Source organism: Pseudomonas sp. Irchel 3E19, from assembly GCF_900187585.1.
GTDB classification, from domain to species: domain Bacteria; phylum Pseudomonadota; class Gammaproteobacteria; order Pseudomonadales; family Pseudomonadaceae; genus Aquipseudomonas; species Aquipseudomonas baetica.
The window spans coordinates 73364-99857 of sequence record NZ_FYDT01000022.1 but is presented as its reverse complement, the minus strand read 5'-3'; the positions used below and the strand labels follow the sequence as shown (position 1 = coordinate 99857).

30 protein-coding genes and 1 pseudogene are annotated in these 26494 nt (G+C 60.1%); 20 read left to right on the top strand and 11 right to left on the bottom strand.

All coding sequences use genetic code 11. The features are described 5' to 3' along the window. Window positions 1–448: 448 nt before the first annotated feature. Window positions 449–1336: a threonine/homoserine exporter RhtA gene (gene rhtA / locus CKW18_RS15785; RefSeq protein WP_095189643.1), complete on the top strand. Its 888-nt coding sequence runs from the start codon at window positions 449–451 to the stop codon at window positions 1334–1336. A gap of 168 nt (window positions 1337–1504) precedes the next feature. Then, window positions 1505–1786, top strand: a complete 282-nt coding sequence (locus CKW18_RS15780; RefSeq protein WP_095189642.1) for a hypothetical protein — start codon at window positions 1505–1507, stop codon at window positions 1784–1786. A 1-nt stretch (window position 1787) separates the two neighbouring features. Here the strand turns inward: CKW18_RS15780 and CKW18_RS15775 are convergent, their stop codons facing one another. Next, window positions 1788–2351, bottom strand: a complete 564-nt coding sequence (locus CKW18_RS15775) for a TetR/AcrR family transcriptional regulator (protein ID WP_095189641.1) — start codon at window positions 2349–2351, stop codon at window positions 1788–1790. 107 nt (window positions 2352–2458) lie between these two features. On the opposite strand from CKW18_RS15775, the gene CKW18_RS15770 reads away from it, so the two are divergent. Next, on the top strand, window positions 2459–3187 hold the full coding sequence (locus tag CKW18_RS15770; protein ID WP_095189640.1) for an SDR family oxidoreductase: 729 nt from the start codon (window positions 2459–2461) through the stop codon (window positions 3185–3187). A gap of 36 nt (window positions 3188–3223) precedes the next feature. After that, complete coding sequence (locus CKW18_RS15765) at window positions 3224–3820, top strand: 2-hydroxychromene-2-carboxylate isomerase (RefSeq protein WP_095189639.1); 597 nt, start codon at window positions 3224–3226, stop codon at window positions 3818–3820. Window positions 3821–3869: 49 nt separating this feature from the next. Here the strand turns inward: CKW18_RS15765 and CKW18_RS15760 are convergent, their stop codons facing one another. The 4 genes from CKW18_RS15760 to CKW18_RS15745 all read right to left on the bottom strand — a co-directional run bounded on the left by CKW18_RS15760 (window position 3870) and on the right by CKW18_RS15745 (window position 8078). Further along, the gene (locus CKW18_RS15760; RefSeq protein WP_095189638.1) at window positions 3870–5678 is read right to left on the bottom strand and encodes an aminopeptidase P family protein; all 1809 of its coding nucleotides are present in this window, start codon (window positions 5676–5678) and stop codon (window positions 3870–3872) included. A gap of 56 nt (window positions 5679–5734) precedes the next feature. Next, entirely contained in the window at window positions 5735–6901 is a 1167-nt protein-coding gene (locus tag CKW18_RS15755; protein ID WP_095189637.1) for an aminotransferase class V-fold PLP-dependent enzyme, read from the bottom strand. A 205-nt stretch (window positions 6902–7106) separates the two neighbouring features. Continuing rightward, the gene (locus tag CKW18_RS15750; protein ID WP_095189636.1) at window positions 7107–7721 is read right to left on the bottom strand and encodes a LysE family translocator; all 615 of its coding nucleotides are present in this window, start codon (window positions 7719–7721) and stop codon (window positions 7107–7109) included. Window positions 7722–7823: 102 nt separating this feature from the next. Then, window positions 7824–8078, bottom strand: a complete 255-nt coding sequence (locus CKW18_RS15745; RefSeq protein ID WP_095189635.1) for a hypothetical protein — start codon at window positions 8076–8078, stop codon at window positions 7824–7826. Between the two features lie 245 nt (window positions 8079–8323). Here CKW18_RS15745 and CKW18_RS15740 point away from each other — a divergent pair. After that, window positions 8324–8779: pseudogene (locus CKW18_RS15740) on the top strand (acyl-CoA dehydrogenase family protein); the annotation flags it as partial. A 36-nt stretch (window positions 8780–8815) separates the two neighbouring features. Next, window positions 8816–9916, top strand: coding sequence for a sigma-54-dependent Fis family transcriptional regulator (locus tag CKW18_RS15735; RefSeq protein ID WP_095189634.1), 1101 nt, complete (start codon window positions 8816–8818; stop codon window positions 9914–9916). On the opposite strand, the gene CKW18_RS15730 is transcribed toward CKW18_RS15735, so the two are convergent. Next, window positions 9901–10278 carry an antibiotic biosynthesis monooxygenase gene (locus tag CKW18_RS15730; protein WP_095189633.1) on the bottom strand — a complete coding sequence of 126 codons (378 nt, stop codon included), beginning with the start codon at window positions 10276–10278 and terminating at the stop codon, window positions 9901–9903. The genes CKW18_RS15735 and CKW18_RS15730 overlap by 16 nt on opposite strands. 93 nt (window positions 10279–10371) lie before the next feature. On the opposite strand from CKW18_RS15730, the gene soxR reads away from it, so the two are divergent. The 11 genes from soxR to CKW18_RS15680 all read left to right on the top strand — a co-directional run bounded on the left by soxR (window position 10372) and on the right by CKW18_RS15680 (window position 18194). After that, complete coding sequence (gene soxR / locus CKW18_RS15725) at window positions 10372–10824, top strand: redox-sensitive transcriptional activator SoxR (RefSeq protein ID WP_095189632.1); 453 nt, start codon at window positions 10372–10374, stop codon at window positions 10822–10824. A 109-nt stretch (window positions 10825–10933) separates the two neighbouring features. Then, on the top strand, window positions 10934–11392 hold the full coding sequence (locus tag CKW18_RS15720; RefSeq protein WP_095189631.1) for a VOC family protein: 459 nt from the start codon (window positions 10934–10936) through the stop codon (window positions 11390–11392). Window positions 11393–11540: 148 nt separating this feature from the next. Then, window positions 11541–11741 carry a hypothetical protein gene (locus CKW18_RS30790; protein ID WP_218274349.1) on the top strand — a complete coding sequence of 67 codons (201 nt, stop codon included), beginning with the start codon at window positions 11541–11543 and terminating at the stop codon, window positions 11739–11741. 192 nt (window positions 11742–11933) lie between these two features. Continuing rightward, complete coding sequence (locus CKW18_RS15715; protein WP_095189630.1) at window positions 11934–13133, top strand: PepSY domain-containing protein; 1200 nt, start codon at window positions 11934–11936, stop codon at window positions 13131–13133. Continuing rightward, window positions 13130–13672, top strand: coding sequence for a thiamine pyrophosphate-binding protein (locus CKW18_RS15710; protein WP_095189629.1), 543 nt, complete (start codon window positions 13130–13132; stop codon window positions 13670–13672). Before CKW18_RS15715 ends, CKW18_RS15710 begins: the two co-directional genes overlap by 4 nt. Then, window positions 13669–14010 (top strand): hypothetical protein, encoded by a 342-nt coding sequence (locus tag CKW18_RS15705; RefSeq protein WP_095189628.1) that lies wholly within the window; start codon window positions 13669–13671, stop codon window positions 14008–14010. Before CKW18_RS15710 ends, CKW18_RS15705 begins: the two co-directional genes overlap by 4 nt. After that, complete coding sequence (locus CKW18_RS15700) at window positions 14007–14582, top strand: DUF6162 family protein (RefSeq protein ID WP_095189627.1); 576 nt, start codon at window positions 14007–14009, stop codon at window positions 14580–14582. Before CKW18_RS15705 ends, CKW18_RS15700 begins: the two co-directional genes overlap by 4 nt. Before the next feature lie 35 nt (window positions 14583–14617). After that, on the top strand, window positions 14618–15547 hold the full coding sequence (locus tag CKW18_RS15695; RefSeq protein WP_095189626.1) for a metal ABC transporter substrate-binding protein: 930 nt from the start codon (window positions 14618–14620) through the stop codon (window positions 15545–15547). Further along, window positions 15544–16389 (top strand): metal ABC transporter ATP-binding protein, encoded by an 846-nt coding sequence (locus tag CKW18_RS15690; RefSeq protein WP_095189625.1) that lies wholly within the window; start codon window positions 15544–15546, stop codon window positions 16387–16389. The genes CKW18_RS15695 and CKW18_RS15690 overlap by 4 nt, the downstream gene beginning before the upstream one ends. Continuing rightward, window positions 16389–17288 (top strand): metal ABC transporter permease, encoded by a 900-nt coding sequence (locus CKW18_RS15685; protein WP_007917717.1) that lies wholly within the window; start codon window positions 16389–16391, stop codon window positions 17286–17288. The genes CKW18_RS15690 and CKW18_RS15685 overlap by 1 nt, the downstream gene beginning before the upstream one ends. Continuing rightward, entirely contained in the window at window positions 17289–18194 is a 906-nt protein-coding gene (locus tag CKW18_RS15680; protein ID WP_095189624.1) for a metal ABC transporter solute-binding protein, Zn/Mn family, read from the top strand. Window positions 18195–18396: 202 nt separating this feature from the next. Here the strand turns inward: CKW18_RS15680 and CKW18_RS15675 are convergent, their stop codons facing one another. The 5 genes from CKW18_RS15675 to CKW18_RS15655 form a co-directional block, all read right to left on the bottom strand. Beyond that, complete coding sequence (locus CKW18_RS15675) at window positions 18397–18621, bottom strand: MbtH family protein (RefSeq protein ID WP_007917715.1); 225 nt, start codon at window positions 18619–18621, stop codon at window positions 18397–18399. Window positions 18622–18704: 83 nt separating this feature from the next. Beyond that, complete coding sequence (locus CKW18_RS15670) at window positions 18705–20117, bottom strand: aspartate aminotransferase family protein (protein WP_095189623.1); 1413 nt, start codon at window positions 20115–20117, stop codon at window positions 18705–18707. A gap of 143 nt (window positions 20118–20260) precedes the next feature. After that, complete coding sequence (locus CKW18_RS15665; protein ID WP_095189622.1) at window positions 20261–20746, bottom strand: GNAT family N-acetyltransferase; 486 nt, start codon at window positions 20744–20746, stop codon at window positions 20261–20263. Between the two features lie 240 nt (window positions 20747–20986). Next, a complete protein-coding gene (locus CKW18_RS15660) occupies window positions 20987–22309 on the bottom strand; it encodes an ATP-binding protein (RefSeq protein WP_095189621.1) in 1323 nt (440 codons plus the stop codon). After that, window positions 22309–22989 (bottom strand): response regulator, encoded by a 681-nt coding sequence (locus tag CKW18_RS15655; protein WP_095189620.1) that lies wholly within the window; start codon window positions 22987–22989, stop codon window positions 22309–22311. Before CKW18_RS15655 ends, CKW18_RS15660 begins: the two co-directional genes overlap by 1 nt. 154 nt (window positions 22990–23143) lie before the next feature. On the opposite strand from CKW18_RS15655, the gene dsbD reads away from it, so the two are divergent. Genes dsbD through dsbG form a run of 3 tightly spaced genes read left to right on the top strand, consistent with a single transcriptional unit; the run spans window position 23144 to window position 26492 of the window. Continuing rightward, a complete protein-coding gene (gene dsbD, locus CKW18_RS15650; protein ID WP_095189619.1) occupies window positions 23144–24877 on the top strand; it encodes a protein-disulfide reductase DsbD in 1734 nt (577 codons plus the stop codon). Beyond that, complete coding sequence (locus tag CKW18_RS15645) at window positions 24877–25746, top strand: TlpA disulfide reductase family protein (protein ID WP_095189618.1); 870 nt, start codon at window positions 24877–24879, stop codon at window positions 25744–25746. Before dsbD ends, CKW18_RS15645 begins: the two co-directional genes overlap by 1 nt. Then, a complete protein-coding gene (gene dsbG / locus CKW18_RS15640; RefSeq protein ID WP_095189617.1) occupies window positions 25722–26492 on the top strand; it encodes a thiol:disulfide interchange protein DsbG in 771 nt (256 codons plus the stop codon). Before CKW18_RS15645 ends, dsbG begins: the two co-directional genes overlap by 25 nt. Window positions 26493–26494: the final 2 nt, after the last annotated feature.

Sequence of the window (26494 nt, the reverse complement as noted above, 5' to 3'; positions counted from 1 at the left end):
TGTCAAGTGATTATTTTCAGAAGTTTTCGAAGAATTCTTCAACAACTTCAACCACTTGCGCTTCCGATCTCTCGTTAGCGGGAGGCGAATTCTACAGCGTTACATGCTGCTGTCAACACCTCTTTTTCTCCGCTTTCGACCGAGAAGATCGAACCGTTAAAAGAGCCAAACATCACCGCTCCTTCAACTCCTTCCAGGCTTCGATGAGCTGAAGCAACCCGCTATCGAAAACCGTATAACTCATTGAATCTCAAGGAGTTTTCCGTTTCGACTGCGCCGGAAGTGGGGCGAATTATAGACGTCTGGAATCTGCCGTCAACAGGTAATTCGATTTTTCTATCGATAGATGGAAAAAGCTTTCTATATATAGACGCAGTCGCAATGAATGCGCAGTATATTGCCCAACACCACACGAATACCGTGCCCTTACCTTGGACGACGCCGCTCAATGAATGACCAACCTCGCTCGCTAGCCTCAATGCTGTTCCCGGTTGGCCTGCTATTAATAGCCATGGCGTCGATCCAGTCTGGAGCATCTCTGGCCAAAAGCATGTTTCCGGTGGTGGGCGCCCAAGGCACAACCACTCTGCGCCTGATTTTCGCCAGCATGATCATGTTTTTATTGCTGCGCCCATGGCGAGCCAGGCTCACAGCCAAATCCCTGCGCACTGTAATCGTTTACGGCATGGCATTGGGCGGCATGAACTTCCTCTTTTATATGTCCCTGCGCACTGTGCCATTGGGAATTGCCGTGGCCCTGGAGTTTACCGGCCCGCTTGCAGTAGCCATCTACGCGTCCCGACGCGCTATCGATTTTGTCTGGATCGCCTTGGCCGCCGCCGGCCTCCTGCTGCTTATACCCACCGGAATGACTACCGCTGGAATCGATCTGGTCGGCGCTGGCTATGCCTTGGGAGCGGGTATCTGCTGGGCGCTGTACATTCTTTTCGGGCAGAAGGCCGGCGCTGATAACGGCGTCACAACCGCAGCGCTGGGCGTGATGATCGCGGCACTATTTGTAGCACCCATTGGTATCGTGCATGCCGGTGCGGCTCTACTGACGCCGTCGCTTATCCCTATCGCCATTGGTGTTGCTGTGTTGTCCACCGCCCTGCCCTACACCCTGGAAATGGTCGCCCTGACCCGCATGCCCGCCCGCACCTTTGGCACCTTGATGAGTATCGAGCCCGCGTTCGGCGCCCTATCAGGGCTGCTGTTTCTGCAGGAATACCTCACGCTGTCACAATGGATGGCGATCCTTTGCATTATTCTGGCTTCCGTCGGAGCGACCATGACCATGGGCAGCGCCGCCAAGCCGGCCATTGCGGCAGATTGAAACAGGATTTGACGAAGCTCTGGCAATTGGCGTTCATTTAGGCCATGTTTAGAACGTTAACTCGGTGCCAGATATGGATTTTTTTCGGACAGGGATATCAAAACGCGTAGAGCGCAGCGAATACAGGCGGACCCGAGCGTAAGACTCGCGGCAGTCATAAGGACGGTAATGAAACGAATTTTGATACTGATCGCTGTACTCGCAGTTGCTGGCTGCGCGGCGACCTCGAAAACCCAGGTGAAGCACGGTAAAAAAGGGTTGCACATAAACTGTTCGGGGCTCTCTTCCTCTTGGGATCGGTGCTACACCAGCGCAGCCAATTCCTGCGCTCCGAAAGGCTACAAGGTGATCGCCAAGTCCGGTGACTCCGTGGAGGAGCCAGGGGACTATCCATTCGGCCTCAACCCTGCCGGCTATACCAGCCGCAGCATGATCGTCATCTGTAAATAGATCAGGACTGCCTGGCGATCTGGCGTTCAATCTCATCATGACTGGACGTCAGCACCCGACGCTGAACATCAGGCGTGGCCAGCATTCGCGCGACCACCAAAGCGCCGACACACTGCGACAACACTGACCACGCCAGGCTGTCGCTCTCCAGTATCTGCGCCCAACGCTCCTGAAGCCGGCAAATCCACAACTCTGCCTGCTCTCGCACTTGCACGTCAGCGCGGGCAATTTCCGCGCCCAACGCCGGCAAGGCGCAACCTGACTCCGGTTGCTCGACATGAGCCATGCTTAGATAGTGCCTGAGACAGCGTTCCAGTCGCTCGCGATTCTGCGCACCCTGCGCGCCCAGCCGCTCAAGACTTTGCTCCAACTCTCTCTCGACGATGGCCGTGAACAATGCATCCTTCCACGAAAAGTGGCTGTAAAACGCCGCCCCGCTCAAACCGATAGCTTTCATCAAACCATCGACACCAACGGTGGAAAACCCGGATTTCTTGGCCGACAGCGCACTGCTCTGCAAGAGCTTCTCCCGGGTTTCCAGCTTGTGACTGGCGGAGTACCGCATGATGTTGTCCTCGTAATTGAGCGCCTTGACGTTGCCTGGATCCTAGCATAACGTTCGTTCACTTAACGTTCGTTCACTTAACGATCGTTTACTAAAGGGATTCACCCATGAATAACAAGAAGGTCGTATTGGTTGTTGGCGCTGGTGATGCCACGGGCGGAGCGATTGCCAAGCGCTTTGCCAAAGAGGGATTCGTTGCCTGTGTCACGCGGCGCAGTGCCGACAAACTGCAGCCACTGGTAGAAGCGATTGAAGCTGACGGTGGAGAAGCTCACGGCTTTGCTTGCGATGCACGCAAGGAGGAAGACGTCATCGCACTAATCGAAGATATCGAAACCCGGCTCGGCCCCATTGAAGCCTTCGTCTTCAACATCGGCGCCAACGTGCCGTGCAGCATTCTCGAAGAAACGGCTCGCAAGTATTTCAAGATTTGGGAAATGGCCTGTTTTTCCGGGTTTCTCAATGCTCGAGAGGTGGCCAAGCGAATGGTCACCCGCAAGCGCGGCACCATTCTATTCACCGGTGCCACTGCCGGACTGCGCGGGGCTGCCGGATTTGCCGCATTCGCCGGGGCCAAACACGGTATCCGCGCGCTGGCGCAAAGCATGGCGCGGGAGCTGGGGCCCATGAATATCCACGTCGCCCATGTCGTGGTCGATGGTGCGATCGATACCGACTTCATCCGCACCAATTTCCCGGAGAAATACGCCACCAAGGATCAGGACGGCATCCTCAACCCCGAACACATTGCTGAAAACTACTGGTACCTGCACAGCCAGCCACGAGACGCCTGGACGTTCGAACTGGATCTGCGTCCATGGAATGAACGCTGGTAAGCCACCGCCCATAACAATAAATAGAGAGCAGCGATAATGACGAAAACCGTAGAGTTCTATTTCGACCTCGGCAGCCCTACCACTTATCTGGCCTACACCCAACTGCCGAAGATCTGCGCCGATACTCACAGCGAGCTGATCTACATCCCTATGTTACTCGGAGGCGTATTCAAGGCCACCGGCAACGCTTCCCCAGCAATGATCCCGGCGAAGGGCCGTTATTTGTTTCAGGATCTGGATCGCTACGCCAAACGTTATGGCGTACCCCTCAGGTTCAACCCGCACTTTCCGATCAACACGTTGCTGTTGATGCGTGCCGTTACAGGCATACAACTGCGCCAGCCAGAACGCTTTCAAGCGTTTATCGATTGTTTATTCACTGCGTTGTGGGTAGAAGGTCGAAGCCTCGGCGAACCGGCAACCGTCGCCGCTGTGTTGATCGAGCACGGGTTTGATCCCGATGAAGTCCTGGCGCTGACCAATGATGAAACGGTCAAGTCTGCACTGAAGGAGAACACCGAGACAGCCATTAAACGCGGCGTTTTCGGTGCCCCGACTATGTTTATCGGCAATCAGATGTTCTTCGGCCAGGACCGTCTCGACTTCGTCGAAGCCGCGTTGCGCATGGCCTAGATTGACAAGACGACTCAGGCGCCAATTTCAGCGCCTGAGTCGCAAACCATCAAATGGCCGCAGTGCGCGTGTTCAACCAATCCAGCGCCGCACCGTCCAGCAGCGGGTTCAAGCGTTCACGCACTTCGGCGTGGTAAGCGTTGAACCACTGCTTCTCTTCCTGAGTCAGCAACGATGGCACCAGGCAACGCGTGTCGATCGGGCACAGCGTCAGCGTTTCAAACTTGAGGAATTCGCCGAATTCGCTACTCCCCGCCACTTGGTTCATCGCCAGGTTCTCGATGCGCACGCCCCAACGCCCCGGACGATAAGTGCCCGGCTCGATGGATGTAATCATCCCCGGCTGCATCGCGGTTTGCGGCGCCGGCGCAGCCTGATAGGCAATCACCTGCGGCCCTTCATGTACGTTGAGGAAGTAGCCAACGCCATGACCCGTACCATGCCCGTAATCCACGCTTTGCGCCCAGATCGGCGCGCGCGCGATGGCATCCAGCAGCGGCGACAGAATGCCTTTCGGGAACTGTGCCCGTGACAGCGCAATCACGCCTTTCAACACGCGCGTGCAGTCACGCTTCTGTTCTTCCGTCGGCGTCCCGACCGGCACCATCCGCGTGATGTCGGTCGTACCGCCCAGGTACTGACCACCGGAATCGATCAGCAACAAGCCGTCGCCCTCGATCACCGCATGCTCTTCTTCGGTGGCGTGATAGTGCGGCATCGCGCCATTGGCGTTGAACGCAGCGATGGTGTTGAAACTCAGCGAGACATAATCCGGACGACGCTCACGAGCCGCGGTGAGTTTTTCGTCGATGGTGAGCTCGGTAATGCGCTCGCGGCCCCAGGCCGATTCCAGCCAGGCGAAGAATTCGCACAACGCCGCGCCGTCCTGCTCCATCGCTTTACGGATGTGCGCGGCGTCGGCTTCACTTTTTTGCGACTTGGCCAGCGTCGTCGGATTCAAGCCCTCGACCAGCTTCACGCCGTTGTCGAGGTTATCCAGCAGACCGCTGGTGACGCGGGCTGGATCTACCAGCAGACTCGCGCCGCTCGGCACGGCACGCAGGGCATCAGCCACTTCGTTGTAATCACGCAGCGTCACGCCATCCTGTGCCAGCACGGCGCGCAATTGCGCATCCACCTTGCTCAGCGCGACAAACAACGTGGCTTGCTGTTGATTGATCAGGGCGAAGGAGACAAACACCGGGTTGAACGACACGTCGCCGCCGCGCAGGTTGAACAGCCACGCGATGTCGTCGAGCGTGGCGATGAAGTGCCAATCGGCGCCGCGTTCCTGCAAGGTTTCACGCAGTTTGGCGAGCTTCTCGCCACGGCTGACGGTCGCTTGTGGCGGCAGATGCTGATAGATCGGCGCGTTCGGCAAAGTCGGACGGTCACTCCAGACTTCCTTGAGCAGATCGATATCGGTGCGCAGACGTGCGCCACGCGCTTGGAGCTTGCTGCCCAGGGTCCGCGCCGAAGCCACGGCCATCACCGCGCCGTCGACCGCCACCACGCCACCTTCGGGTGTTTGCTCAGCCAACCAGTCCAGCGGGCTCGGTTGACCCGGTTGCAGCTTGACCAGTTCGATGCCGCTGCCATTGAGTTCCTTGGTTGCTTGTTCCCAGTAACGGCTGTCGGCCCAGACGCCGGCGAAATCCTGGGTGACAATCAGAGTCCCGACCGAACCGTGGAAACCCGACAGCCACTGGCGGCCCTGCCAGTAACCCGGCAGGTATTCCGACAAATGCGGGTCGGCGGACGGCACCAGCAGGGCATGAATGCCTTCGCGGCGCATCAGTTCACGGGTGTGCGCCAAGCGCTGGGGAACCGATCCTTCGGTCAAGGTCTGGGTACTCATCATGTCTCCTGCTAATCACTTCATCGTTATTGTTCGTCGCCATCAGGTCGGCGCGTTTAAAGCCCTGTCGCCCAGAATGCCGGGGCACTGGCGCAGGCGGTCTTGATCAGTTCTGCGGCCTTGTCGACATCTTCGGCGCGGGTGAAGCGGCCGAGGCTCAAGCGGATAGTACGCCCGGCCAGACGCGCATCATGTCCCAGCGCCATAAGCACGTGGGATGGCGCGTTGCTCGCGGAGTTGCAGGCCGAGGTCGCGGAAAATGCGATCGAATGGCTCAGCGCCGCGCCGTTGAATTCGCCTTCGCTGAAGGTCAGGCTCAAGGTGTGCGGAATGCGTTGCGTGGCACTGCCGTTGAGGCGCACTCCTGGCAGGCTCAACAGTTGTTCGAGCAAGCGCTCGCGCAATGCGACGATGGTTTTTTTCTCCTCATCGAACGCGACAGCGGCCAAAGCAAATGCAGCGCCCATCGCGGCGATCTGATGGGTCGCCAAAGTGCCTGAGCGCAGACCGCTCTCGTGTCCGCCGCCGTGAATCTGCGCTTGCACGCGTTGCTGCGCTCGCGGGCCGACGTACAACGCGCCGATACCTTTAGGTCCGTAGAGCTTATGCGCCGAGAACGACATCAGATCCACCGGCCACTGCGCCAGGTCGATTGCTACCTTACCGGCGCCCTGCGCCGCATCGACATGAAACAGCGCCTCACGCCCGCGAACGATTTCACCAATGGCCGGGATGTCGTTGACGGTGCCGAGTTCATTGTTGACCAGCATTAACGACACCAGAAAGGTGTCGTCACGCATGGCTTCACTGACCGCTTGCGGGGTAATCAAGCCCTCGGCGTCCGGCACCAGATAGGTGACGGCAATGCCGGCGTCTTGTAACTGGCGGGCAGTATCGAGGATGGCTTTGTGTTCGATCTGGCTGGTAATGATGTGGCCGCCGGAAACACCACGGGCCTGAGCCACACCTTTGAGGGCGAGGTTATTGGATTCGGTCGCGCCGGAGGTCCAGACGATCTGTTGCGCATCAGCGCCGACCAGTTCGGCGACTTGTCGGCGGGCCTGCTCGACCGTTTGCCGGGCCTGCTGGCCGAAGGCGTGGGAACTGGAAGCCGGGTTGCCGAAGTTACCGTGAAACCCCAGACACTCGATCATCACCTGGATGACCCGCTCGTCCACCGGGGTGGTGGCGGCGTAATCAAAATACAACGGACGTGTGTTCATAAAAGACTCGCAGAGCGTGTTCCGGGATCAGGAGGCTCGTATCTGCAAACGGCACAGCGCAGCCTTGTGAGCTGCGCGTCGGTTCGAGAGCGTCATCAATACCTGATCGGATGCCGTTAAAGAAGAACAACTTCATTTAAAAGTGCGTAGGAACGCTCCTGAAGCCGAGCTTAACAGGCATCGGGCCGGCGGTTGAAGCAATGCGTCAGCTAAAGCTTTCGAGAAGTAACGGATACAACGAAATCACCAGCAATGCAGCCATGCCCCAATTGAATACACGCAACCAGCGCGGCTCCTTTAACACGTTGCGCAGCAGGGTGCCGCACGCCGCCCAGACACCGACGCTGGGCAGATTGATGATAGCGAACACGGCGGCGATGACCACGACGTTGGTGAAGTAACCCTGCATCGGCGTGTACGTACTGATGGCTCCGATGGCCATGATCCAGGCCTTGGGATTGACCCACTGGAACGCCGCAGCACCGAGGTAGCTGATCGGCTTGGCCTCACCCTGGACGTTTTCGCCGACCGGTCCGGAGTGCGCGATTTTCCACGCCAGATACAACAAATAAGCCGCGCCGACGTAACGCAGAATCGTATAAAGAACCGGATAGGTCTGAAACACCGCGCCCAGGCCAAAACCCACCGCCACCACCAATACGAAGAAGCCGCAGGTGATGCCGAGCATGTGCGGGATGGTGCGGTTGAAGCCGAAGTTCACGCCCGATGCCAACAACATGGTGTTGTTCGGCCCCGGCGTAATCGAGGTAACAAGGGCAAACAGGGCAAAGCCCAGCAGCAGGTCAAGCGAAAGCGTCATGGTGGGTAAATCCGTCAGGGTCATTCAGGTGTAGACCCTATCCCACACAGCCCGGCAAACCCATGGACAGTTGGGTAAAACTTCAACCAGTACAGTTTGTTTTCAGCTTGCGCGACCGTGCAGCTGTACGGCTCGTTCGGCGCTCATTTCAGCCTTCTTGTCAAACTGGGTACGGCCAAGCAATTGGGCTTTTTTCGCGTGGTATTGATCAAAAGACAAACCACTGCGGTTCAGCGATTCCATCGCCAACTCCCGGGACTCTTCGTCGGTGTACGGGCGCAGCTCTGGAGAATTAGAAACACAACCGGCAAGTGCGGAGACAGCGAGCAGCAGGGAAACAGTCAGTAAACGATTCATGGGAGCGTCCTGGCGAGCAGTGGGGGTCGATGGAGAAAGGCTACGCCCCGGCACGCTCGCGCAGAAATCAACGCTTTCAATAGTGGCTATCAGTGATTCATCGATATCAGTCCATATCTCTTAAAGATCTATAAATATCGATTAACGTTCTTTTACGGAATAACCACCAGCCGTTATAAATCCTTTCATGCATTCGCAACTGTTGCTCCAGCAACCGTTGCCCAGCCAACAGCCGTTCAACACCCGAAGGGGCCTTTGAAGAAGCACGCAATTACACGCTCAGCGAAACCCGTCTGTGGCACAAATCCACCGCGCGCGATGTGCGAGAAGATCCTTATGTGCTGGCCCATTACGGCGAGTTCTGGGTCGCCCTCTAGGGCATCCGCTTTTTGGTCGAGCGCGCTGCGGCGCTGCTGGATGAAGCATGGGCCAAAGGCCCGAACCTCAGTGCCGAAGAGCGCGGTCATCTGGCCACCGCAATTGCCACAGCCAAAGTCGCCGCCAGCCGTCAACGCCTGGATATTTGCAGGCGCTTGTTTGAGGTCACCGGGGCGCGTTCAACCCACGCCTCGCTGCGCCTCGACCGCCATTGGCGCAACCTGCGCACGCAAACCCTGCACGACCCGCTCGATTACAAGCTCCATGAGCTGGGCGACTGGGCGCTGAACCAGGCGCTGCCGGTGCCGACCTTCTATTCCTGACCTGCCTGCATTTGAACTAAAAAGAAGGACGAGCCCATGCAACTGCTGACCCTACCACCCTCACCCGCCCTGGCCACGTCGATACGAGCCACCGCGCAAGTGTTCGAAGACCCGAAGTCCCAAGCCCTGCTCGCGCATTTGCAACAGGTCGCGCCGAGCGAGGCCAGTGTGCTGATCATCGGCGAGACCGGCACCGGCAAGGAGCTGGTAGCGCGGCACATTCATAACCTGAGCAACCGCCGCCATCGGCCCTTCGTCGCGGTCAATTGCGGGGCATTTTCCGAGACGCTGGTGGAAGCCGAATTGTTCGGCCATGAAAAAGGCGCCTTCACCGGGGCGCTGAGTGCCAAGGCCGGCTGGTTTGAAGAGGCGGATGGAGGCACGCTGTTTCTCGATGAGATCGGTGATCTGCCGATGACCATTCAGGTGAAACTGCTGCGGGTGTTGCAAGAGCGCGAAGTGGTGCGGCTGGGTTCGCGCAAAAGCCTTCCCATTGATGTGCGGGTGCTGGCGGCGACCAACGTGCAACTGGAGAAGGCCATCAACGCCGGGAATTTCCGCGAGGATCTGTATTACCGCCTCAACGTGGTCAATCTGGTGCTGAGCCCGTTGCGCGAGCGTCCGGGCGACATCCTGCCGCTGACCCGACACTTCATCGAGGCTTACAGCCAGCGCCTGGGTTACGGGCGGGTCAGCATCAGCCCCGGCGCCGAACAAAAACTGCGCAGCTACAGTTGGCCGGGCAACATTCGCGAATTGGAAAACGTCATCCATCACACCTTGTTGATCTGCCGCAACGGCGTGATCGAACGCGATGACCTGCGCCTGTCGAACCTGCGCATCGAGCGTCCTGACGATCATCAGAGCGCTGACGATTCACCGGAGGCTTTACTGGAACAGGCCTTTCAAAAACTCTTCGCGCAACAGGCCGGCGCCTTGCACGAAAAGGTCGAAGACACCTTGCTGCGCGCGGCCTATCGCTTTTGCCATTACAACCAGGTACACACCGCCGCGTTGCTGGGCCTGAGCCGTAATGTCACACGCACGCGGTTGATCAAAATCGGCGAACTGGCGGTGAACAAGCGGCGAATGACGGCAAACTTTCGAGGCGAGCGACTGATTCAGTTGTCGATCTGACCGACCAGGTTGCAGTGCAGGGCATCGTCGTGACTGCGGGCGATACTGCTCAGCACCTGGAACGAGTTGAACGTTACGGTTTTCGCCTGATGGGCGCGGATCAACTGCCAGAAATCCTGCTCGCCGCTTTCAAAACTTCTGAACGCGGCTTCCCCAGCCTCGCGGCTCTGCCATTGCAGAAAGCTCAATACCCGCCGGCCATCGTCGCTGGCTTGCACACTCGCGCTGACAAAGCCGTCGTAGTGCTGGGCCAGACGTTCGGTTTGCACTGATAACGCCGAGACCAGCGCCGGTTGCTGGCGTGGCTCGATTTCGAATTCGATCAACTGAGTGAAGCTGCGGTTTTTCGCTGATGCTTGCATGAAAGTCCCCACTTGGCTGTAAGGCGAATCTTGCGACTCGATGACGCGGAGGGTAAAACCTCTAGTTAAGTCAAGGTCAAGAGCTGTTTTCCAATGATCACCAAAGAAAATGTGCACAAGCCGCTAACCGTCGGCGAAGTCGCGGCGCGCAGCGGCGTGGCAGTCACCGCGCTGCATTTTTATGAATCCAAGGGATTGATCAAAAGCCAGCGTAATGCCGGTAATCAGCGCCGTTACCCGCGAGCGGTGCTGCGCCGGGTGGCGTTGATCAAAGTTGCCCAGCGTCTGGGGATTCCACTGGCGGAGATTGGCGAAGCGCTGAAAATCCTCCCCGACGATCGCGCACCGACGGCGGCCGACTGGAAGATTCTGTCGGAGCAGTGGCGGCGGGAGCTGGATGAGCGGATTACCCAACTGACCCTGCTGCGCGACCGGCTCACCGGCTGCATCGGTTGTGGCTGCTTGTCGATGGAGGCCTGTCCGCTGCGCAATCAGGGCGATGTGCTGGGCGAAAAAGGGCCGGGGGCGCATTTTCTCCAGGACTGATGCGAGGTGTTGCTCGTCGGGGGAAAATCCTGGCCGCGCGGACAGTTCTATAGTGAATCTTCCGGTAATCCGGTGAAACCACGTCTGGTAAAACAACAGGGAGAACGTCATGAGCGTCAAACCCATTCCCGAGGGGTATCACAGCATTACCCCATATCTCGGCATCCAAAAGGCCGCCGAGGCCATCGACTTCTATAAAAAAGCCTTCGGTGCCACCGAAGTCATGCGCCTGACCATGCCCGACGGCGGGATCGGCCACGCGGAGCTGCGCATTGGCGACAGCGCCATCATGCTCGGCTCACCGTGCGATCAGGGGCCTTTGAGCAGCCCCGAAAAAGCCGTGTCGGTTGGTCTGCATTTGTATGTGACTGATGTCGACAAGTCATTTCAACGGGCACTCGATGCCGGAGCGACGGTGGTGTCCGAGGTCAAGGATCAGTTCTACGGTGATCGCAGCGGGACGTTGAAAGATCCGTATGGGCACCTGTGGTTTCTCGCCTCGCGCAAGGAGGATTTGACCGAGGAGCAGATCAAGCAGCGGGCGATGGAGATGTTCAGTCAGGGTTGAGCTCTTTAGTGTCTGAGCGGGCAAGCCCGCTCCCACAAGGTTCTGTTATGTGGCATGCAAAGCAGTCACACCCCAGATCCCTGTGGGAGCGGGCTTGCCCGCGATGAGGCCGGCGACGACAGCACACATCGGCCGCCCTACACACTTCATGAACCACCGCCTCACGCTTCGCGCCCCGCCTCCAATGCCGGAAACTTTCAGGATGCAGCCCACAAGAACCCTGAAAAGGATCAGCCCGGTGTTTGCCGGATTTCTCAAAGACCAGCGTCACGTCAACGGCATCGACATTACTTTTGATCCTGATTTCAGATCAAAAGATCGCAGCCTTGTTTCGCTCGACAGCGCCTGAAAAGGATTCGTGGTGAAGGGGGGAATTGCGAAACATTTGCTTTCATATCGTTTTTCGGGATTTGCCTCGCTCATTCGTCCTATAGAGATGCAGGCCGTTCGCGTAGGCAAAAGCCACGAGCGCCTTTCGGGGACTCCCGTGCTGCGAAGCCCGCAGCCACGTGCCCTTTCACCGAAAAAAAGACGCGCAATCATGTCGAAGAAATCCCGCTCCAAACTATGGTTCATGGTGCATAGCTGGCTGGCGCTGCCAATCTGGTTTTTTGTCCTTATCGTCTGCGTGACCGGGACTCTGGCGGTGGTCAGCCAGGAAATCGTCTGGCTGGCCAATCCACAGATGCGTGCCAGCCAGCCATCGGACGACGCACCGCGGCTCAGCTATGACCAGATTCTGGCGGCGATCAAAACAGCTGAACCGCAAACACTGGTGCAAAGCATCAGCCGTCCGGACGAGTCGCACTTTGCCCTCGATGTCGAAGTCAGCTACCCCGACGGGCGCTCGCTGACGGTCTACGTCAACCCGTACACCGGCGTCATTCAGGGCACCGCGCCAACCTTCGACTTCAAGGCTTTCACCCGCGCCCTGCACGGCTGGTGGCTGGTGCCGTTTACCAACGGCTACAGCTGGGGCTGGTACCTGGTGTCGTTTCTCGGTTTGCCGATGCTGGTGTCATTGATTACCGGCCTGGTGGTCTACAAACGCTTCTGGAAAGGCTTTCTGCGCCCGACCCTGCGCGTGCGCCACGGCGCACGGATTTTCTGGGGCGACTTCCATCGACTGTCCGGCATCTGGTCGATCTGGTTCATCGCGGTGATTTCCATCACCGGCACCTGGTTCTTGATTCAGGCGATCCTGTTCGACAACCAGATTTCAATCTCCAGTGAACCGATCATTCCGGCCTTGTCCCGCGAAAGCGTACCGATTTCAGCAGCCGGCACGCCGCCCCCGCGCATCAGCCTCGATCGCGCCGTTGAAATCGCACAGCAGAAGATCCCGGGACTGGAGGCCAGTTTCGTCAGCCTGCCGGGTAACGCTTACAGCCACATGAGCGTCGGCGGTCGCGGCTGGTATCCGCTGATGTTCCAGACCGCCACACTCAATCCGTACAACGGTGATATGGCCGCTTCACGGTTGCTCTCCGATCGCTCCTCGCTGGAATTCGTCACAGAATCCATGCGCCCGTTGCACACCGGTGACTTCGGCGGTATCTGGATCAAGCTGATCTGGTTTTTCTTCGGCCTGCTGCTGAGCATGATGGTGCTCAGCGGCTTGCTGATCTGGACCAAACGTACCGCCCTGGCCACTGCCAATGCGCTCAAGCGCGAGGACAAGAAAAACCGCACCAAGGCACAACCGGCCACGAACCGTGAACCTGCGGAGGCCACCCTGTGAGCAAGTCCACAACGACTGCAGCGCCATCGCCACTGGCGCGTTTCTGGCGCAAATGGCGGTTTCATATCAACATCCTGCTGCTGTTGATCCCGCTGGGTTTCATGCCCAAATACTTCGCCGACGCTTCGCTGTTTCGCGGCGACAGCGGGCTGGGGCAGCATGAAATCGGCAATATCCAGGTCGGGCCGTGGAGCCTGCGACTGGCCGAACTGCGCAACGAAGCTCCCACCCTCACCGGCCCGGCCGGCTACATGAAAGATTTCAGCGCCGCCCTCTGCGATGCCTGTGTCGAACAGGTGAAGGCCACCTACCTGCGCATCGGCAAGCCGCGCAGCCTGCGCGCTGCCGGCACCATCTTCTTCGGCACGCCCTACCGCATGGGCACACAAATGCCGATCCCGGAAAAAACCAAAACCGACGCCGAACTGTGGATCACCATGGAAGGCTGGGACGGCAGCATGCATCAGGCCTCGATTCCCCTGAGCCAGGCCTCCCCCGCCACCATCGCCTGGCTGAACAAACAAGGAGCCAAACCATGACCAGCTCTCAACGTTCTTTGCGCTTGCGGCTGAGTGCCGCGTTGCTGGTGCTGTGCGCCGGCTTCAGTGCCAGCGCGCTTGCCCACAACCCGATGTGCGAATGCAAAGCCGTCGATGACGAGCAGATCAAATGCACTGGCGGTTTCTCCGATGGCAGCGGCGCACCGGGGGTGACCCTCGATGTGATCGGCTACGACGAAACGATTCTGGTGCCGGGCAAGCTCGGCGCCGATTCGACCCTGACCTTCAAGAAACCCGGCGCCGAGTTCTATGTGCTGTTCGACGCCGGCCCTGGTCACGTTGTGGAAATCGACCAAGCCGATATCGAGGCCCCATGAGTACGCCGACAACCCAAGTTGTACGCCCGGCCGGTGCCGGCCACGAAACCCTCAATGTGCTGCTGCTGTGTTTGCTGATCCTTGCATTGGCCGGTTCGGTCGTCGCGTGGCGGGGTGTTTCCCATGAACCGGAGCCGGTCGCCAGCAATCAGCTCGATGCCCGCCGCGACCTCAGCGCCGCCGAGCAAGGCATCTATGCAGACCTGCGAGTGACCCTCGACGAAATCCGCTTGCTGCGCGAAGAGCAGAAAGCCCTGCCGACCCCGCAGAACCTTGCGGACGAGGGCTTTGCCCCGTTTGCACAGGACGCCAGTTCCGTCAGTCGTGGCGCTCATGTCTGGCAAATGCAGGCCGGCACTGCCTACTTCGGTCACAGCCAGACACTTGCCGTCGCCGGCTCGTTTCTGATGCGCATCGGCGCGGATGACAAGGCTGAGCCGGATATCTGGCTCAACCGTGACGCCGCACTCAAGGCTCCGCATGACCTGACTGACACTGCGCTGGCCGCCGCCGGCTGGAAACAGATCGTCGCGCAATACGATGCCGGGGTTACCCGCGAACATCGCCATTGATTCCTCGCCCTCACCCGAGAGAAGACCGTTTGCCCATGTCTATTTCATCTCCACGCCGTCCGTTGTTGCGTCTTTTTCTAGTGGGCTTGTGTGCCTGTCTGCTTAGCCCAATGGCCAGCGCCGATGCAGCCAAACGCCTGCGCATCGGCATCACCCTGCATCCTTATTACAGCTATGTGGCGAACATCGTCGGCGACAAGGCCGAAGTGGTGCCGCTGATCCCGGCCGGTTTCAACCCGCACGCCTACGAGCCACGCGCCGAAGACATCAAGCGCATCAGCGGCCTCGATGTGATCGTGCTCAATGGCGTTGGCCATGATGACTTCGCCGATCGCATGATCGCCGCCAGCGAAACACCCAACGTCAAGACCATCGAAGCCAACGAAAACGTGCCGCTGCTCGCCGCCACCGGAGTTGCCGCGCGTGGCGCCGGCAAAGTGGTGAACCCGCATACTTTCCTGTCGATCAGCGCCTCCATCGCCCAGGTCAACAACATCGCCCGGGAACTGGGCAAGCTCGACCCGGACAACGCCAAGACCTACACCCAAAACGCCCGCGCCTACGGCAAACGCCTGCGCCAGATGCGCGCCGATGCCCTGGCCAAGCTGACCCAGGCGCCGAATGCCGAACTACGCGTCGCCACCGTTCACGCGGCTTACGACTATCTGCTGCGCGAATTTGGTCTGGAAGTGACGGCGGTGGTCGAGCCGGCCCACGGTATCGAGCCGAGCCCGAGCCAGTTGAAGAAGACCATCGATCAACTGCGCGAGCTGGACGTGAAAGTGATCTTCTCGGAAATGGATTTCCCCTCCACGTACGTCGAAACCATTCAGCGGGAATCGGGTGTGAAGCTGTACCCGCTGTCGCACATTTCTTACGGCGAATACACCGCCGACAAATACGAAAAGGAAATGACCGGCAACCTCAACACCGTGGTACGGGCGATTCAGGAGTCGGGGGCATGACTTCAAAAGAAACCCTCCTGAACAAACCCGGTACCCCTGTGGGAGCGGGCTTGCTCGCGAACGCGCCGGGTCAGCCAACATCTTTATCGGATGACACGACGCCTTCGCGAGCAAGCCCGCTCCCACAGGTTTTGGGGCCGACGCTGGATTTTGCCGATGTCAGTTTGACGCTGGGCCGCACGACGATTCTCGACAAGGTCACCTTTCAGGTTCACCCCGGCAGCGTGCACGCACTGGTCGGCCCCAACGGTGGCGGCAAGAGTTCGCTGATCAAGACCTTGCTCGGCCAGATGCCGCATCAGGGCCAGTTGAGCCTGCAATGGCCCGACGAGCCCGGCGTCATCGGCTACGTGCCGCAAGCGCTGGAGTTTGATCGCGGTTTGCCGATGACCGTCGACGATTTCATGGCCGCCATGTGCCAGCGCCGCCCGGCGTTTCTCGGCTTGAGCAAGCGCTACGCCGGCGCCATCGGTGAGGCGCTGGAGCGCGTCGGCATGCAGGACAAACGCAAACGGCGCATGGGCGCACTGTCCGGCGGCGAGCGTCAGCGGGTTCTGCTCGCCCAAGGGCTGATTCCGGCACCGCAACTGTTGGTACTGGATGAGCCGATGTCGGCCCTCGATGAAGCCGGGATTCAGGTGTTCGAGCGCCTGCTTGGCGACTGGCGCGCGGCGGGCATCACCGTTTTGTGGATTGAGCATGATCTGGAAGCGGTCGGGCGTTTGGCCAGTCGCGTCACCGGCCTCAACCGTCGCGTGCTGTTCGACGCCACACCGCAACAGGCACTGACACCGGAGCGTCTGCTGACGCTGTTCTCGACCCATCCACGGAGCGCTGCCTGATGAGTTATGAAGCCTTTCGTCTGATGGTTCAGGGCTGGGCCTCGTCCGGTTACCTGCCGGAGGCGCTGGCCTACGGTTTTGTGGTCAATGCGCTGCTCGCCGGCCTGTTGATCGGTCCGGTGCTCGGCGGCCTCGGCACGCTGGTGGTGGTCAAACGCTTTGCGTTTTTCTCCGAAGCGGTCGGCCACGCGGCGCTGACCGGGGTGGCCATCGGCATCCTGCTCGGCGAACCGTACACCGGGCCTTATGGCAGCCTGTTCGGCTACTGCCTGCTGTTCGGTATTTTGCTCAACTATCTGCGCAACCGTACCGGCCTCGCACCGGACACCTTGATCGGCGTGTTCCTCTCGGTATCGCTGGCGCTGGGGGCGAGTCTGCTGCTGATTCTGGCGGGCAAGATCAACGTCCACATTCTGGAAAACGTGCTGTTCGGTTCGGTGCTGACCGTCAACGGCAATGACCTGGCGGTGCTGGCGATTGTCGGCTCGCTGGTCATGGCTTTGGCCCTGCCGCTGTACAACCGCATCATGCTCGCCAGTTTCAACCCGCAACTGGCGGCTGTTCGCGGGGTGGCGGTGAAGACCCTGGATTATCTGTTCGTGATACTGGTGACGCTGATCACCGTGGCGGCGGTGAAAGTCATCGGCGCGATTCTGGTCGGTGCCCTGTTGGTGATTCCGGCGGCGGCAGCGCGGCTGCTCAGCCAGTCGCTCAAGGGTTTCTTCTGGTGCTCGGTGCTGATTGCCACCGTCAGTACGTTGTGCGGGATTCTCGCGCCGATCGTGTTCGATCTGCCGATCCCGTCCGGCGCCGCGATCATTCTGGTCGCCGGCATTGCCTTCGCCCTCGCCGCCATCGCGCGCGGGGTTGTCCCGAGTCTGAAAGGGAATCTTGGATAAATGGTTTTTTCATTGCGCAACCTGACGTTGGCCATGGCCCTGTGCGGCGTGGTTTCCAGCCCTTTGATAGCCGCCGAAAGCGCCAAACCCTTGCGTGTGCTGGCCTCGTTACCGATCACCTATGGCCTTGGCGAGGTGCTGCTCAAAGGCACCGATGTCAGTCTGGAACGCGCGGCGCCGGCGAACTTGCCGGGCAGTCGCCAGACCGCCTACTTCACCGGGCGCGGCGCCCCGGCACTGAGCAAACTGGCGACCGGTGCCGATGCGGTGATCGGTGTACGCTCGCTGTGGGCCGATGACCCGCTGTACCCGATCGCCCGTCGCAGCAACATCCGTATCGTTGAAGTTGACGCCGCACGCCCGGTCGACGGCGCCCTGCCCGGCATTGCCGTACAACCGGGATTGAAGGTCGATGGCTTGAACAGTCAGCCATGGCTGGCGAGCAACAACATGGGACGCATGGCGGATGTGATGGCGGCGGATCTGGTGCGTCTGGCACCCGCTGCCAAACCGAAGATCGAAGCCAACCTGGCGGCGTTGAAACAGCGCCTGCTCAAGCTCAGCGCCGACAGCGAGGCGCGTCTGGCCAGTGCTGACAATCTGAGTGTGATGAGCTTGAGCGATCACTTCGGGTATCTCATCGGCGGTCTGAACCTGGAGCTGGTGGGGCAGGATCCGCGTCCTGATGCTGAATGGACACCGCAGGACTTGAAGCAACTGACAGCGACACTCAAGAACAATGACGTGGCCGTGGTGCTGCACCATCGGCAGCCCTCGGATGCGGTGAAAGCTGCCATTGCTGAATCGGGTAGCCGGTTGTTGGTGTTGAGTACGGATGCCGTAGATCCGGTGGCTGAGCTTGAGGGGAATGTGGATGCTCTGCTCAAGGGCTTGAGCGGCGCGTAACTTCAGTTGTGTCAAGTGATCGTTCATCGCTGGCAAGCCAGCTCCCACAGGGTTTTGGTGTGCTCCACAAATGGTGTACACACCGCAGTTCACTGTGGGAGCTGGCTTGCCAGCGATGGGGCCCTAAAAGGCAGCACACATTCCAGCCATGAAAAAACCCGCTGACTGTCACCAGTCAGCGGGTTTGTTTTTGGCCCGCGGTTTATTGCGCGGCGGCCTGCGCTTCCATCTTCTGGCGCAGACTCAGTGGGCGCATGTCGGTCCAGACTTCTTCGATGTAGGCCAGACATTCCTTTTTCAGGCCGCTCTTGCCCACGGTGCGCCAGCCTTCTGGCACGGCTTTGTAATCCGGCCAGATCGAGTACTGCTCTTCGTGATTGACCACGACTTGAAAGAGGATGTCCTCGCGGTCGAATACTGACGTCATGCTGGTTCTCCATCGTTGTAAGGGTGGGCTGCACAACGGGTGCAGCCGGGTATGTAGAAAGAACGTTCGGCGCGGTAAAAAATTTACACAGCCGCGGTGGCAGCAGCCAATGCGCGACCAAAGATCTCGGCGACACGGTCGATTTCGGCAGCGGTGATCACCAGCGGCGGCAGGAACCGCACCACGGCGCCATGCCGGCCGCCCAACTCCAGGATCAGACCGCGCTTGAGGCATTCGCGCTGCACCAGCGGCGCCAGCCGCGCAAACGCCGGTGGATGGCCGAGTGCGTCCGGAGCACCCGCCGGGTCGACCAGTTCAACGCCAAGCATCAAGCCACGACCACGGATATCACCCAGTTGCGGGAAGTCGCGCTGCAAGATCCGCAAGTGCTCGCTCAGGCGCTCGCCCATGGCTGCAGCGTGCTCGCAGACCTTGTGCTCGACCAGATAACGCATCACCGCGGAACCGGCGGCCATCGCCATCTGATTGCCACGGAACGTGCCGGCATGGGCGCCCGGTTGCCAGGTGTCGAGCCAGTCGCGGTAAACCACTACCGCCAACGGCAGGCTGCCGCCGATGGCTTTGGACAACACCACGACATCCGGGGTGATGCCGGCGTGTTCAAAGGCGAACATCTTGCCGGTGCGGGCGAAACCACTCTGGATTTCGTCGACAATCAACGCCACGCCAGCCTTCTCGGTGATCCGGCGCAAGCCGCGCAGCCATTCGATATCGGCGGGAATCACGCCACCCTCGCCCTGCACCGCTTCAACGATCACTGCGGCCGGCAATTGCACGCCAGCCTCGGGATCATTGAGCAGGTTTTCCAGATAACTCAGGTTGGCTTTCACACCGGCCGCGCCACCAAGGCCGAACGGGCAACGGTAGTCATACGGGAACGGCATGAACTGCACGCCGCTGCTGAGCAAGGCACCCAACGGCTTTTTCGGCCCCAGGCTGCCCATCAGGCTCAATGCCCCCTGGCTCATGCCGTGATAACCGCCGCAGAACGACACTACCGTGCTGCGCCCGGTGGCGGTGCGCACCAGTTTCAAGGCCGCTTCCACCGCGTCAGTGCCGGTCGGACCGCAGAACTGGATCTTCGCTTGCGCGGCCAGTTCAGACGGCAGCAGACCGAACAGGTCCTGGACGAACTGATCCTTGACCGGCGTGGTCAGGTCCAGCGTGTGCAGCGGCAGCTCATCGGCCAGCACCCGCTGGATGGCTTCGATCACCACCGGGTGGTTATGCCCCAGGGCCAGCGTGCCGGCACCGGCCAGACAGTCGATGAAGGTGCGCCCTTCGACGTCTTCGACATACAGGCCCTTGGCGCGCTTGAGGGCCAGCGGAATGCGTCGCGGATAGCTGCGGGCATTGGACTCCTGTTGCGCCTGACGGGCCAGCAAGGGCGATTCATTGAACTGATACAGCGTTTCGGCTGACGCGGAGGCGATCCGGGCCGACGACTCTTCGATAAGGCTGGTGGCGACTGACATCTCTCGACCCCTCAATACGCTATGGATAGTGACCAAAACAGCACACCAGACAGGTGCGCGCTCCGGTCGCGGGGCGCACATGCAGGTTTTCCTGTTCTGGAAACGCTTAAGCGCGTCGAGGATTTAGCCCCTTGATCGACTTGTCAGCCTGGCAATGGCAATCGCTTGCTCATGGGCAGGATGTGCAAGCCGTTGTGTATCAGCGGTAACGCTGCTTCGCGGTATCCGAGACGGCGGTAAAACGCTTCGCCGGTACGCGTGCTGTCAAGATTGGCCAGCGATACCCCGCGAACCCGCAACCACCCTTCAAGGTCGCTCATCAGCGCCCGACCCACACCTCGGCGAAAGCACTCGGGCTGCACATGGCAAATCGAAATATCTCCACTGGCCTGAGCCATAGCGACGCCGACCGGTTTGTCCGCAAGCAAGGCGATGCTCAAGTAGAAGTATGGATCGGCGATCCGGCCACCAAGGAAATCGGCCGATTGTTGCCGGGTCCAGAGGCTGACGATTTGCGGGTCGTTGCGGTGATCGAGCGCACATCCGAAACGGATCGAACGCTCAATGATACGGCTGATGATGCCGACATCGGCCAGAACGGCCGGGCGAATGCAGATGGGTGCTTCCATGGCGCTGTTCCCTCAATCCATTGAGTCAAGGCTTGACTGACCTTAACGTCACCCGCGCCGAATCACTAATGGAGAGAAGTTACATTTGATGTGCCGTACACAGATCCCCCTGCAGGAACTGCCGAAGGTTGCGATCTTTGGGACGCGGAGCGTCCAGGGCTGCATTCCCACGCAGAGCGTGGGAACGATCAACGATCAAGATCGCAGCCTTCGGCAACGCCTACAGGGAGTGTGGTGAATTCAGGCGGGCTGCAACGGCATGGTCAGCTCGACGCGCAGGCCATCGGCGCGGCTGTCGAAATGCAGGGCGCAGTCGCAACGCTGGACGATTGCCTGGACAATCGCCAGACCGAGGCCACAACCGGTGCTCTGCCCGTTGCGCCAGAAGCGCTGGGTCAAATGCTGCAGATCGTCCGGCGCAATCCCCGGGCCATGGTCGCGCACGACAAAACGCACGCGGTTGCCAATGGTTTCCAGGCTCAGTTCCACCGCCCCCTCCTGGGGCGTATGGCGCAAGGCGTTATCGAGCAGATTGCGCAGCGCAGCAATCGACAGCACCGCCGGCATTTGCAACGGCGCTTTCGAAAGATCGGCCGGCAATTGCAATTTGATCCGCAGCCGCTCACCGCCCGTGGCGTCGGCAATGGCCAGCCTCGCCACTTGCTCGGCGCTGCATTGCGAACCGTCGTCGAACGACAGGCTGCCCTCGACCCGTGCCAGCAACAGCAGTTGCTCAAGGGTGCGATGCAGCCGATCAGCGCCCTCCTCGGCCTTGGCCAACGACAGATCGCGCGCGCTGCCTTCGGTCATCCGCGCCACTTGCAGGTGAGTCTTGATCGCCGTCAACGGGCTGCGCAGTTCGTGGGCGGCGTCTCCGGTCAGTCGACGTTCGCGTTCGATGGTTTTGCCGATGCGCTGGAACAATTGATTCTGGGTATCGAGCAACGGCTTCAGTTCGCTGGGAAACGACTGCAGTTGCAGCGGCTCGAGCGAGTCGGCATTACGCCGCATCAGCGCTTCACGCAAGCGGTTAAGCGGCGCCAGTCCCTGGCCGATCCCCAGCCACAACAGGCACAGGCACCCCAACAGCGCGACGCCGACCGGCACCGAAGCGGCCAGCAGGATCGACATGTTCAGCGCTTCGCGTTCGATTTGCCGATCCGCTGTGGTAATGCGCACATCGCCGCGCGCGAGGGTGAAACTGCGCCACGGCGCGCCGTCGATCATCTGGTCACGGAAACCCATTTTCTCGGCTTCAAGCGCTTGTTCGGGATGGTTGTGACTGCGGGCGAGGATTTCCCCGCGCAACGAACTGACCTGACAGGCCATGCCACCGGGAATGTTCAGCTGTTCAGCACTGAAATGGGTGCCCTCGCCCTTGCTCGGCAGCGCCGGCAACTGCTCCAGCAACCCGGCGACCATGCGCGCTGACGCCACCAGACGCTGGTCGAGGGAAAACATCATCTGATTGCGCAGATCGCTGAGCATCCAGGCGGCCGCCAGTGCCCAGATCAGTGCGAACGCAGCGCCCAGCGTCAGGCTCAGACGCAATCGCAGACTCATCACTGGCCTTGATCTCCACCATCAGCCGGGCCCAGGCGATAGCCCAGACCGCGCACGGTTTCGACGATGCCTTTGCCCAGTTTGCTGCGCAAGTGGTGAATATGCACGTTGAGCGCGTTGCTCTCCAACTCGTCGTTGAAACCGTAGACGCTGTCCTTCAACTGCTCGGTGGACAGTACCCGCCCGCGGTTATGCAACAGGGCCTGCAACAGCGATTGTTCGCGCCGCGACAAGTCCACCGGTTTGCCGGCCAGCCTGGTTTCGCGGCTGCTTGGGTCATAGGTCAGCGCGCCGTGTTCGATCAGATTGACGCTGCGCCCGGCCACTCGCCGCAACAAGGTTTGCAGGCGTGCGAACAGTTCGCGCAGATCGAATGGCTTGAGCAGGTAATCGTCTGCGCCGGCCTGCAAGCCGTCGACCCGATCGGTGACCGAATCACGCGCCGTCAGAATCAGCACCGGAATCTCCAGGCCATGCTGGCGCAGTTGCTGCAGCAATTTCAGACCATCTTCGTCGGGCAGGCCGAGATCAAGCACCATCACGTCGAATTCGGCGACTTTGAGCATCGCCCGCGCCTTGGACGCCGTGTTGACGTGCTCGACGGTCAGCCCTTGAGCCGTGAGACCGGCAACGATGCCGCTGGCGATCAGCTCATCGTCTTCGCAAACCAATACGTGCATGGTGAGTCCCGTAGAAAAAAGCAGATTAGGCCGTTGGCCGATTAAGCTGACATTATGGCCGCCAACGCCACTGCGACAAGGGCGTGACGGTTAATCATCGGTTAATCGCCACCGCCCATTGTGCTCCTCACTTGCACAGGGACAAGGCTCCTCCATGCGTCATTTTTTTCTATTGTTTGCGTTGCTGATCTCGGGCTTGGCCCAAGCGGGAAATAATCCATTCGAGACGAAACCGGAATTCTTGCCGGTCGACAAGGCATTTGTCCTGACCAACGAACGCCTGGAATCCGGTGAAACCCAGCTGTTCTGGCAGATCGCCGATGGCTATTACCTGTACCAGAAACGTTTGAAGTTCGAGGGGCTGAGCGCTGATCAGCAGCCGCTGCTGCCCGAGGGCGAATCCCACAGCGACGAGTTTTTCGGCGAACAACTGGTCTACCGCCAGGGTCTTGAAGTGAAAATCCCGGCCTCGGCCAGCGGTCAGATCAAAGTCAGTTATCAGGGTTGCGCCGATGCCGGCCTGTGTTATCCGCCGCAAACCCGCGTGATTGACCTGGGTGGCCAGGCGAACTCGGCCACAGGCGCAGAAGCGCCTGACCAGGCGCTGGCCAGCAGCCTGCAACAACGCGCGCTAGGCTGGAGCCTGCTGGTGTTTTTCGGCCTCGGCCTGCTGTTGGCGTTCACCCCTTGCACATTGCCGATGCTGCCGATTCTGGCCGGAATGATCGTCGGCAGCGGCGCCACGCCACGCCGGGGTTTTGCGCTAGCCAGCAGTTATGTGATCTGCATGGCGCTGGTGTATGCGGCGATGGGCGTGATTGCCGCGCTGCTCGGGGCAAACCTGCAGGCCTGGTTGCAGAACCCGTGGTTGCTCGGTGCTTTCGCAGCAGTGTTTGTGGTGCTGGCGCTGCCGATGTTCGGTTTCTTTGAACTGCAGTTGCCGGTGGCCCTGCGTGACCGCCTCGAACACGCTTCACGCAGCCGCAGCGGTGGCAGCCTGATCGGCGCCGGTGTGCTCGGCGCGCTGTCCGGCCTGCTGGTCGGTCCGTGCATGACCGCGCCGCTGGCCGGTGCGCTGTTGTACATCGCACAGAGCGGTAATGCGCTGCACGGCGGTTTGATCCTGTTCTCGCTGGGCATCGGCATCGGTGTGCCGCTGTTGCTGCTGGTGACCGTCGGTAATCGCTTCCTGCCCAAGCCCGGCGACTGGATGAATCTGCTCAAGGGCGTGTTCGGTTTCCTGTTCCTCGCTACCGCATTGCTGATGCTGCGTCCGGTTCTGGATGCGTCGTTATGGCTCGGTTTGTGTGGTGCTCTGCTGCTGATTGCGGCCTATTGCGCCTGGAAACAGTCCGAAGGTTTCGGCCGTATTGCGCAGTTGTTCGGCGCCACCTCGCTGATCCTCGGGTTATGGGGCAGTTTGCTGGTCATCGGCGCCGCGGGCGGCAGCGACGATCCGTATCAGCCGCTGCATGTCTACAGCGCCGGGCGCGTTGCCAACGCGGCGCCGAGTGCTCATGACGCGTTCACCACGATCAAGGATCCGGCGGCCCTGCAACGCGAGCTCGATATGGCCAAGGCCCAGGGTCAATGGGTCTTGCTCGACTATTACGCCGACTGGTGCGTGTCGTGCAAAGTCATGGAGAAGCAAGTGTTCGGCAAGGACAAGGTCATGCAGGCGCTGAGTGATGTACGCCTGCTGCGACTGGATGTCACCGCTGACAATAACGCCAGCCGCGAATTGCTCGGTCGCTATAAAGTGCCGGGGCCACCCAGCTTTGTCTGGATTGGCGCCGACGGCGAAGAGCGCCGTAGCCAGCGCATCACCGGCGAAGTGGATGCCGATACGTTCCTGCAACGCTGGACCACCACCCGAGACGCCAATTAATGCTGACGCTCACCCTCGGCACCTTTGCCATCGCGCTTAATCACCTGCTGCTGATCAGTGCCTTGGCGCTGGCGACCTTCGTCGGTTGGCGAGTGGCCAAGCGTGGGGGCGATAACCCCGAGTCGGCATTGTTCAGCCTGTTTCTGCTCGGCATGCTCGCGGCGCGTGTGGCGTTTGTTGCGCTGTACTGGAGCCACTACCGCAACGATCCCTGGCAGATCGTTGACCTGCGCGATGGCGGCTTTCTCGCCTGGCCGGGGGTAATCGTCCTGCTGCTCGCGGCGCTGTATCGCGGCTGGCGTCGTCCAGGTTTGCGCCGGCCTTTGGGCTTTGGCGTGGCCAGCGGTGTGTTGTTCTGGTTGATGGCGACGCTGTCGTTGAACATCTACGAACAGGGCACGCGACTGCCGGAGATTTCTTTGCGCAACGCCGCCGGAGAAACCGTCAAACTCAGCGATTATCAGGGTGGCCCGCTGGTGATCAACCTGTGGGCGACCTGGTGTCCGCCGTGCCGGCGTGAAATGCCGGTGCTGGAAAGTGCCCAACAGCAACGCCCGGACCTGACGTTTTTGTTCGTCAATCAGGCCGAAAGCATGCAAAGCGTTGCCACCTTTCTCGAAACCCAGGGTTTGAGCCTGACCAACGTGTTGTTCGACCGCAGTGGCCGATTGGGTCAGGCCGTGGGTTCCATGGCATTGCCGACTACCCTGTTCTATAGCCCTGATGGTCGCTTGCTGGCCAGTCACCTGGGCGAGTTGTCGAACGCCAGCCTGGCTCGCGCCCTGGAAAATTTCGACACCCCGAATCCAACTGCCGCACCGGCCACCTCTTCAAGGAAACTGCCATGCCCCGCCTCCGCCACCTGCTGACGCTGACTCTGGGCACTGCCCTGCTGCAACTGCCGTCGGTTCAGGCTGCTGAAGAATTGCCTGCCGCGATCAAGCAGATCGAAGCCAAGGGCGCCAAAATCGTCGGCCAGTTCGACGCCCCGGACGGTTTGCGCGGTTACGCGGCGCAATACCAGAACCGCGGCATGGCGCTGTACCTGACCCCGGACGGCAAGCACGTGCTGCTGGGTAATCTATACGACGCCGATGGCAAAGACCTCAGCAGCGAACCGCTGCAGAAACTGGTCTACGCGCCAATGGCCAAGGAAGTCTGGGCCAGGTTCGAGGCGAGTAACTGGATTCAGGACGGCAACAAGGACGCGCCGCGCACGGTATACCTGTTCAGCGACCCGAACTGCCCGTACTGCAACGTGTTCTGGGAGCAGGCGCGACCTTGGGTCAAGGCCGGCAAGGTGCAGCTACGGCACATCATGGTCGGCATCATCCGCGAAGACAGCCCGGGCAAATCCGCCGCGCTGCTGGCGGCCAAGGATCCCGCCAAGGCGCTGGCCGATCACGAAAAGGCCGGCAAGGGCAGCTCGCTCAAGGCGTTGAAGGATATTCCGGCGGCGGTGCAGAGCAAACTCGCGGCGAACATGCAGTTGATGGAAGACCTGGAGTTGCAGGCGACGCCGGCGATCTTCTACATGGACGACAAGGGTGAGCTGCAACAGCAGCAAGGCGCGCCGACGCCGGACAAACTGGCGAAGATTCTCGGGCCCAAGTAACT

Excerpts from the sequence above, each read along its gene's own strand:
- CKW18_RS15670 (WP_095189623.1), bottom strand. The coding sequence starts at position 20,117 with ATGTCAGTCGCCACCAGCCTTATCGAAGAGTCGTCGGCCCGGATCGCC.
- CKW18_RS15770 (WP_095189640.1), top strand. The coding sequence starts at position 2,459 with ATGAATAACAAGAAGGTCGTATTGGTTGTTGGCGCTGGTGATGCCACG.
- CKW18_RS15705 (WP_095189628.1), top strand. The coding sequence starts at position 13,669 with ATGACCAGCTCTCAACGTTCTTTGCGCTTGCGGCTGAGTGCCGCGTTG.
- CKW18_RS15750 (WP_095189636.1), bottom strand. The coding sequence starts at position 7,721 with ATGACGCTTTCGCTTGACCTGCTGCTGGGCTTTGCCCTGTTTGCCCTT.
- CKW18_RS15660 (WP_095189621.1), bottom strand. The coding sequence starts at position 22,309 with ATGAGTCTGCGATTGCGTCTGAGCCTGACGCTGGGCGCTGCGTTCGCA.
- CKW18_RS15765 (WP_095189639.1), top strand. The coding sequence starts at position 3,224 with ATGACGAAAACCGTAGAGTTCTATTTCGACCTCGGCAGCCCTACCACT.
- CKW18_RS15695 (WP_095189626.1), top strand. The coding sequence starts at position 14,618 with ATGTCTATTTCATCTCCACGCCGTCCGTTGTTGCGTCTTTTTCTAGTG.
- CKW18_RS15755 (WP_095189637.1), bottom strand. The coding sequence starts at position 6,901 with ATGAACACACGTCCGTTGTATTTTGATTACGCCGCCACCACCCCGGTG.
- CKW18_RS15775 (WP_095189641.1), bottom strand. The coding sequence starts at position 2,351 with ATGCGGTACTCCGCCAGTCACAAGCTGGAAACCCGGGAGAAGCTCTTG.
- CKW18_RS15720 (WP_095189631.1), top strand. The coding sequence starts at position 10,934 with ATGAGCGTCAAACCCATTCCCGAGGGGTATCACAGCATTACCCCATAT.
- CKW18_RS15700 (WP_095189627.1), top strand. The coding sequence starts at position 14,007 with ATGAGTACGCCGACAACCCAAGTTGTACGCCCGGCCGGTGCCGGCCAC.
- CKW18_RS15665 (WP_095189622.1), bottom strand. The coding sequence starts at position 20,746 with ATGGAAGCACCCATCTGCATTCGCCCGGCCGTTCTGGCCGATGTCGGC.
- CKW18_RS15745 (WP_095189635.1), bottom strand. The coding sequence starts at position 8,078 with ATGAATCGTTTACTGACTGTTTCCCTGCTGCTCGCTGTCTCCGCACTT.
- CKW18_RS15735 (WP_095189634.1), top strand. The coding sequence starts at position 8,816 with ATGCAACTGCTGACCCTACCACCCTCACCCGCCCTGGCCACGTCGATA.
- dsbG (WP_095189617.1), top strand. The coding sequence starts at position 25,722 with ATGCCCCGCCTCCGCCACCTGCTGACGCTGACTCTGGGCACTGCCCTG.
- CKW18_RS15685 (WP_007917717.1), top strand. The coding sequence starts at position 16,389 with ATGAGTTATGAAGCCTTTCGTCTGATGGTTCAGGGCTGGGCCTCGTCC.
- CKW18_RS15730 (WP_095189633.1), bottom strand. The coding sequence starts at position 10,278 with ATGCAAGCATCAGCGAAAAACCGCAGCTTCACTCAGTTGATCGAATTC.
- soxR (WP_095189632.1), top strand. The coding sequence starts at position 10,372 with ATGATCACCAAAGAAAATGTGCACAAGCCGCTAACCGTCGGCGAAGTC.
- CKW18_RS15675 (WP_007917715.1), bottom strand. The coding sequence starts at position 18,621 with ATGACGTCAGTATTCGACCGCGAGGACATCCTCTTTCAAGTCGTGGTC.
- CKW18_RS30790 (WP_218274349.1), top strand. The coding sequence starts at position 11,541 with ATGAACCACCGCCTCACGCTTCGCGCCCCGCCTCCAATGCCGGAAACT.
- CKW18_RS15690 (WP_095189625.1), top strand. The coding sequence starts at position 15,544 with ATGACTTCAAAAGAAACCCTCCTGAACAAACCCGGTACCCCTGTGGGA.
- CKW18_RS15655 (WP_095189620.1), bottom strand. The coding sequence starts at position 22,989 with ATGCACGTATTGGTTTGCGAAGACGATGAGCTGATCGCCAGCGGCATC.
- CKW18_RS15780 (WP_095189642.1), top strand. The coding sequence starts at position 1,505 with ATGAAACGAATTTTGATACTGATCGCTGTACTCGCAGTTGCTGGCTGC.
- rhtA (WP_095189643.1), top strand. The coding sequence starts at position 449 with ATGAATGACCAACCTCGCTCGCTAGCCTCAATGCTGTTCCCGGTTGGC.
- dsbD (WP_095189619.1), top strand. The coding sequence starts at position 23,144 with ATGCGTCATTTTTTTCTATTGTTTGCGTTGCTGATCTCGGGCTTGGCC.
- CKW18_RS15680 (WP_095189624.1), top strand. The coding sequence starts at position 17,289 with ATGGTTTTTTCATTGCGCAACCTGACGTTGGCCATGGCCCTGTGCGGC.
- CKW18_RS15645 (WP_095189618.1), top strand. The coding sequence starts at position 24,877 with ATGCTGACGCTCACCCTCGGCACCTTTGCCATCGCGCTTAATCACCTG.
- CKW18_RS15760 (WP_095189638.1), bottom strand. The coding sequence starts at position 5,678 with ATGAGTACCCAGACCTTGACCGAAGGATCGGTTCCCCAGCGCTTGGCG.
- CKW18_RS15715 (WP_095189630.1), top strand. The coding sequence starts at position 11,934 with ATGTCGAAGAAATCCCGCTCCAAACTATGGTTCATGGTGCATAGCTGG.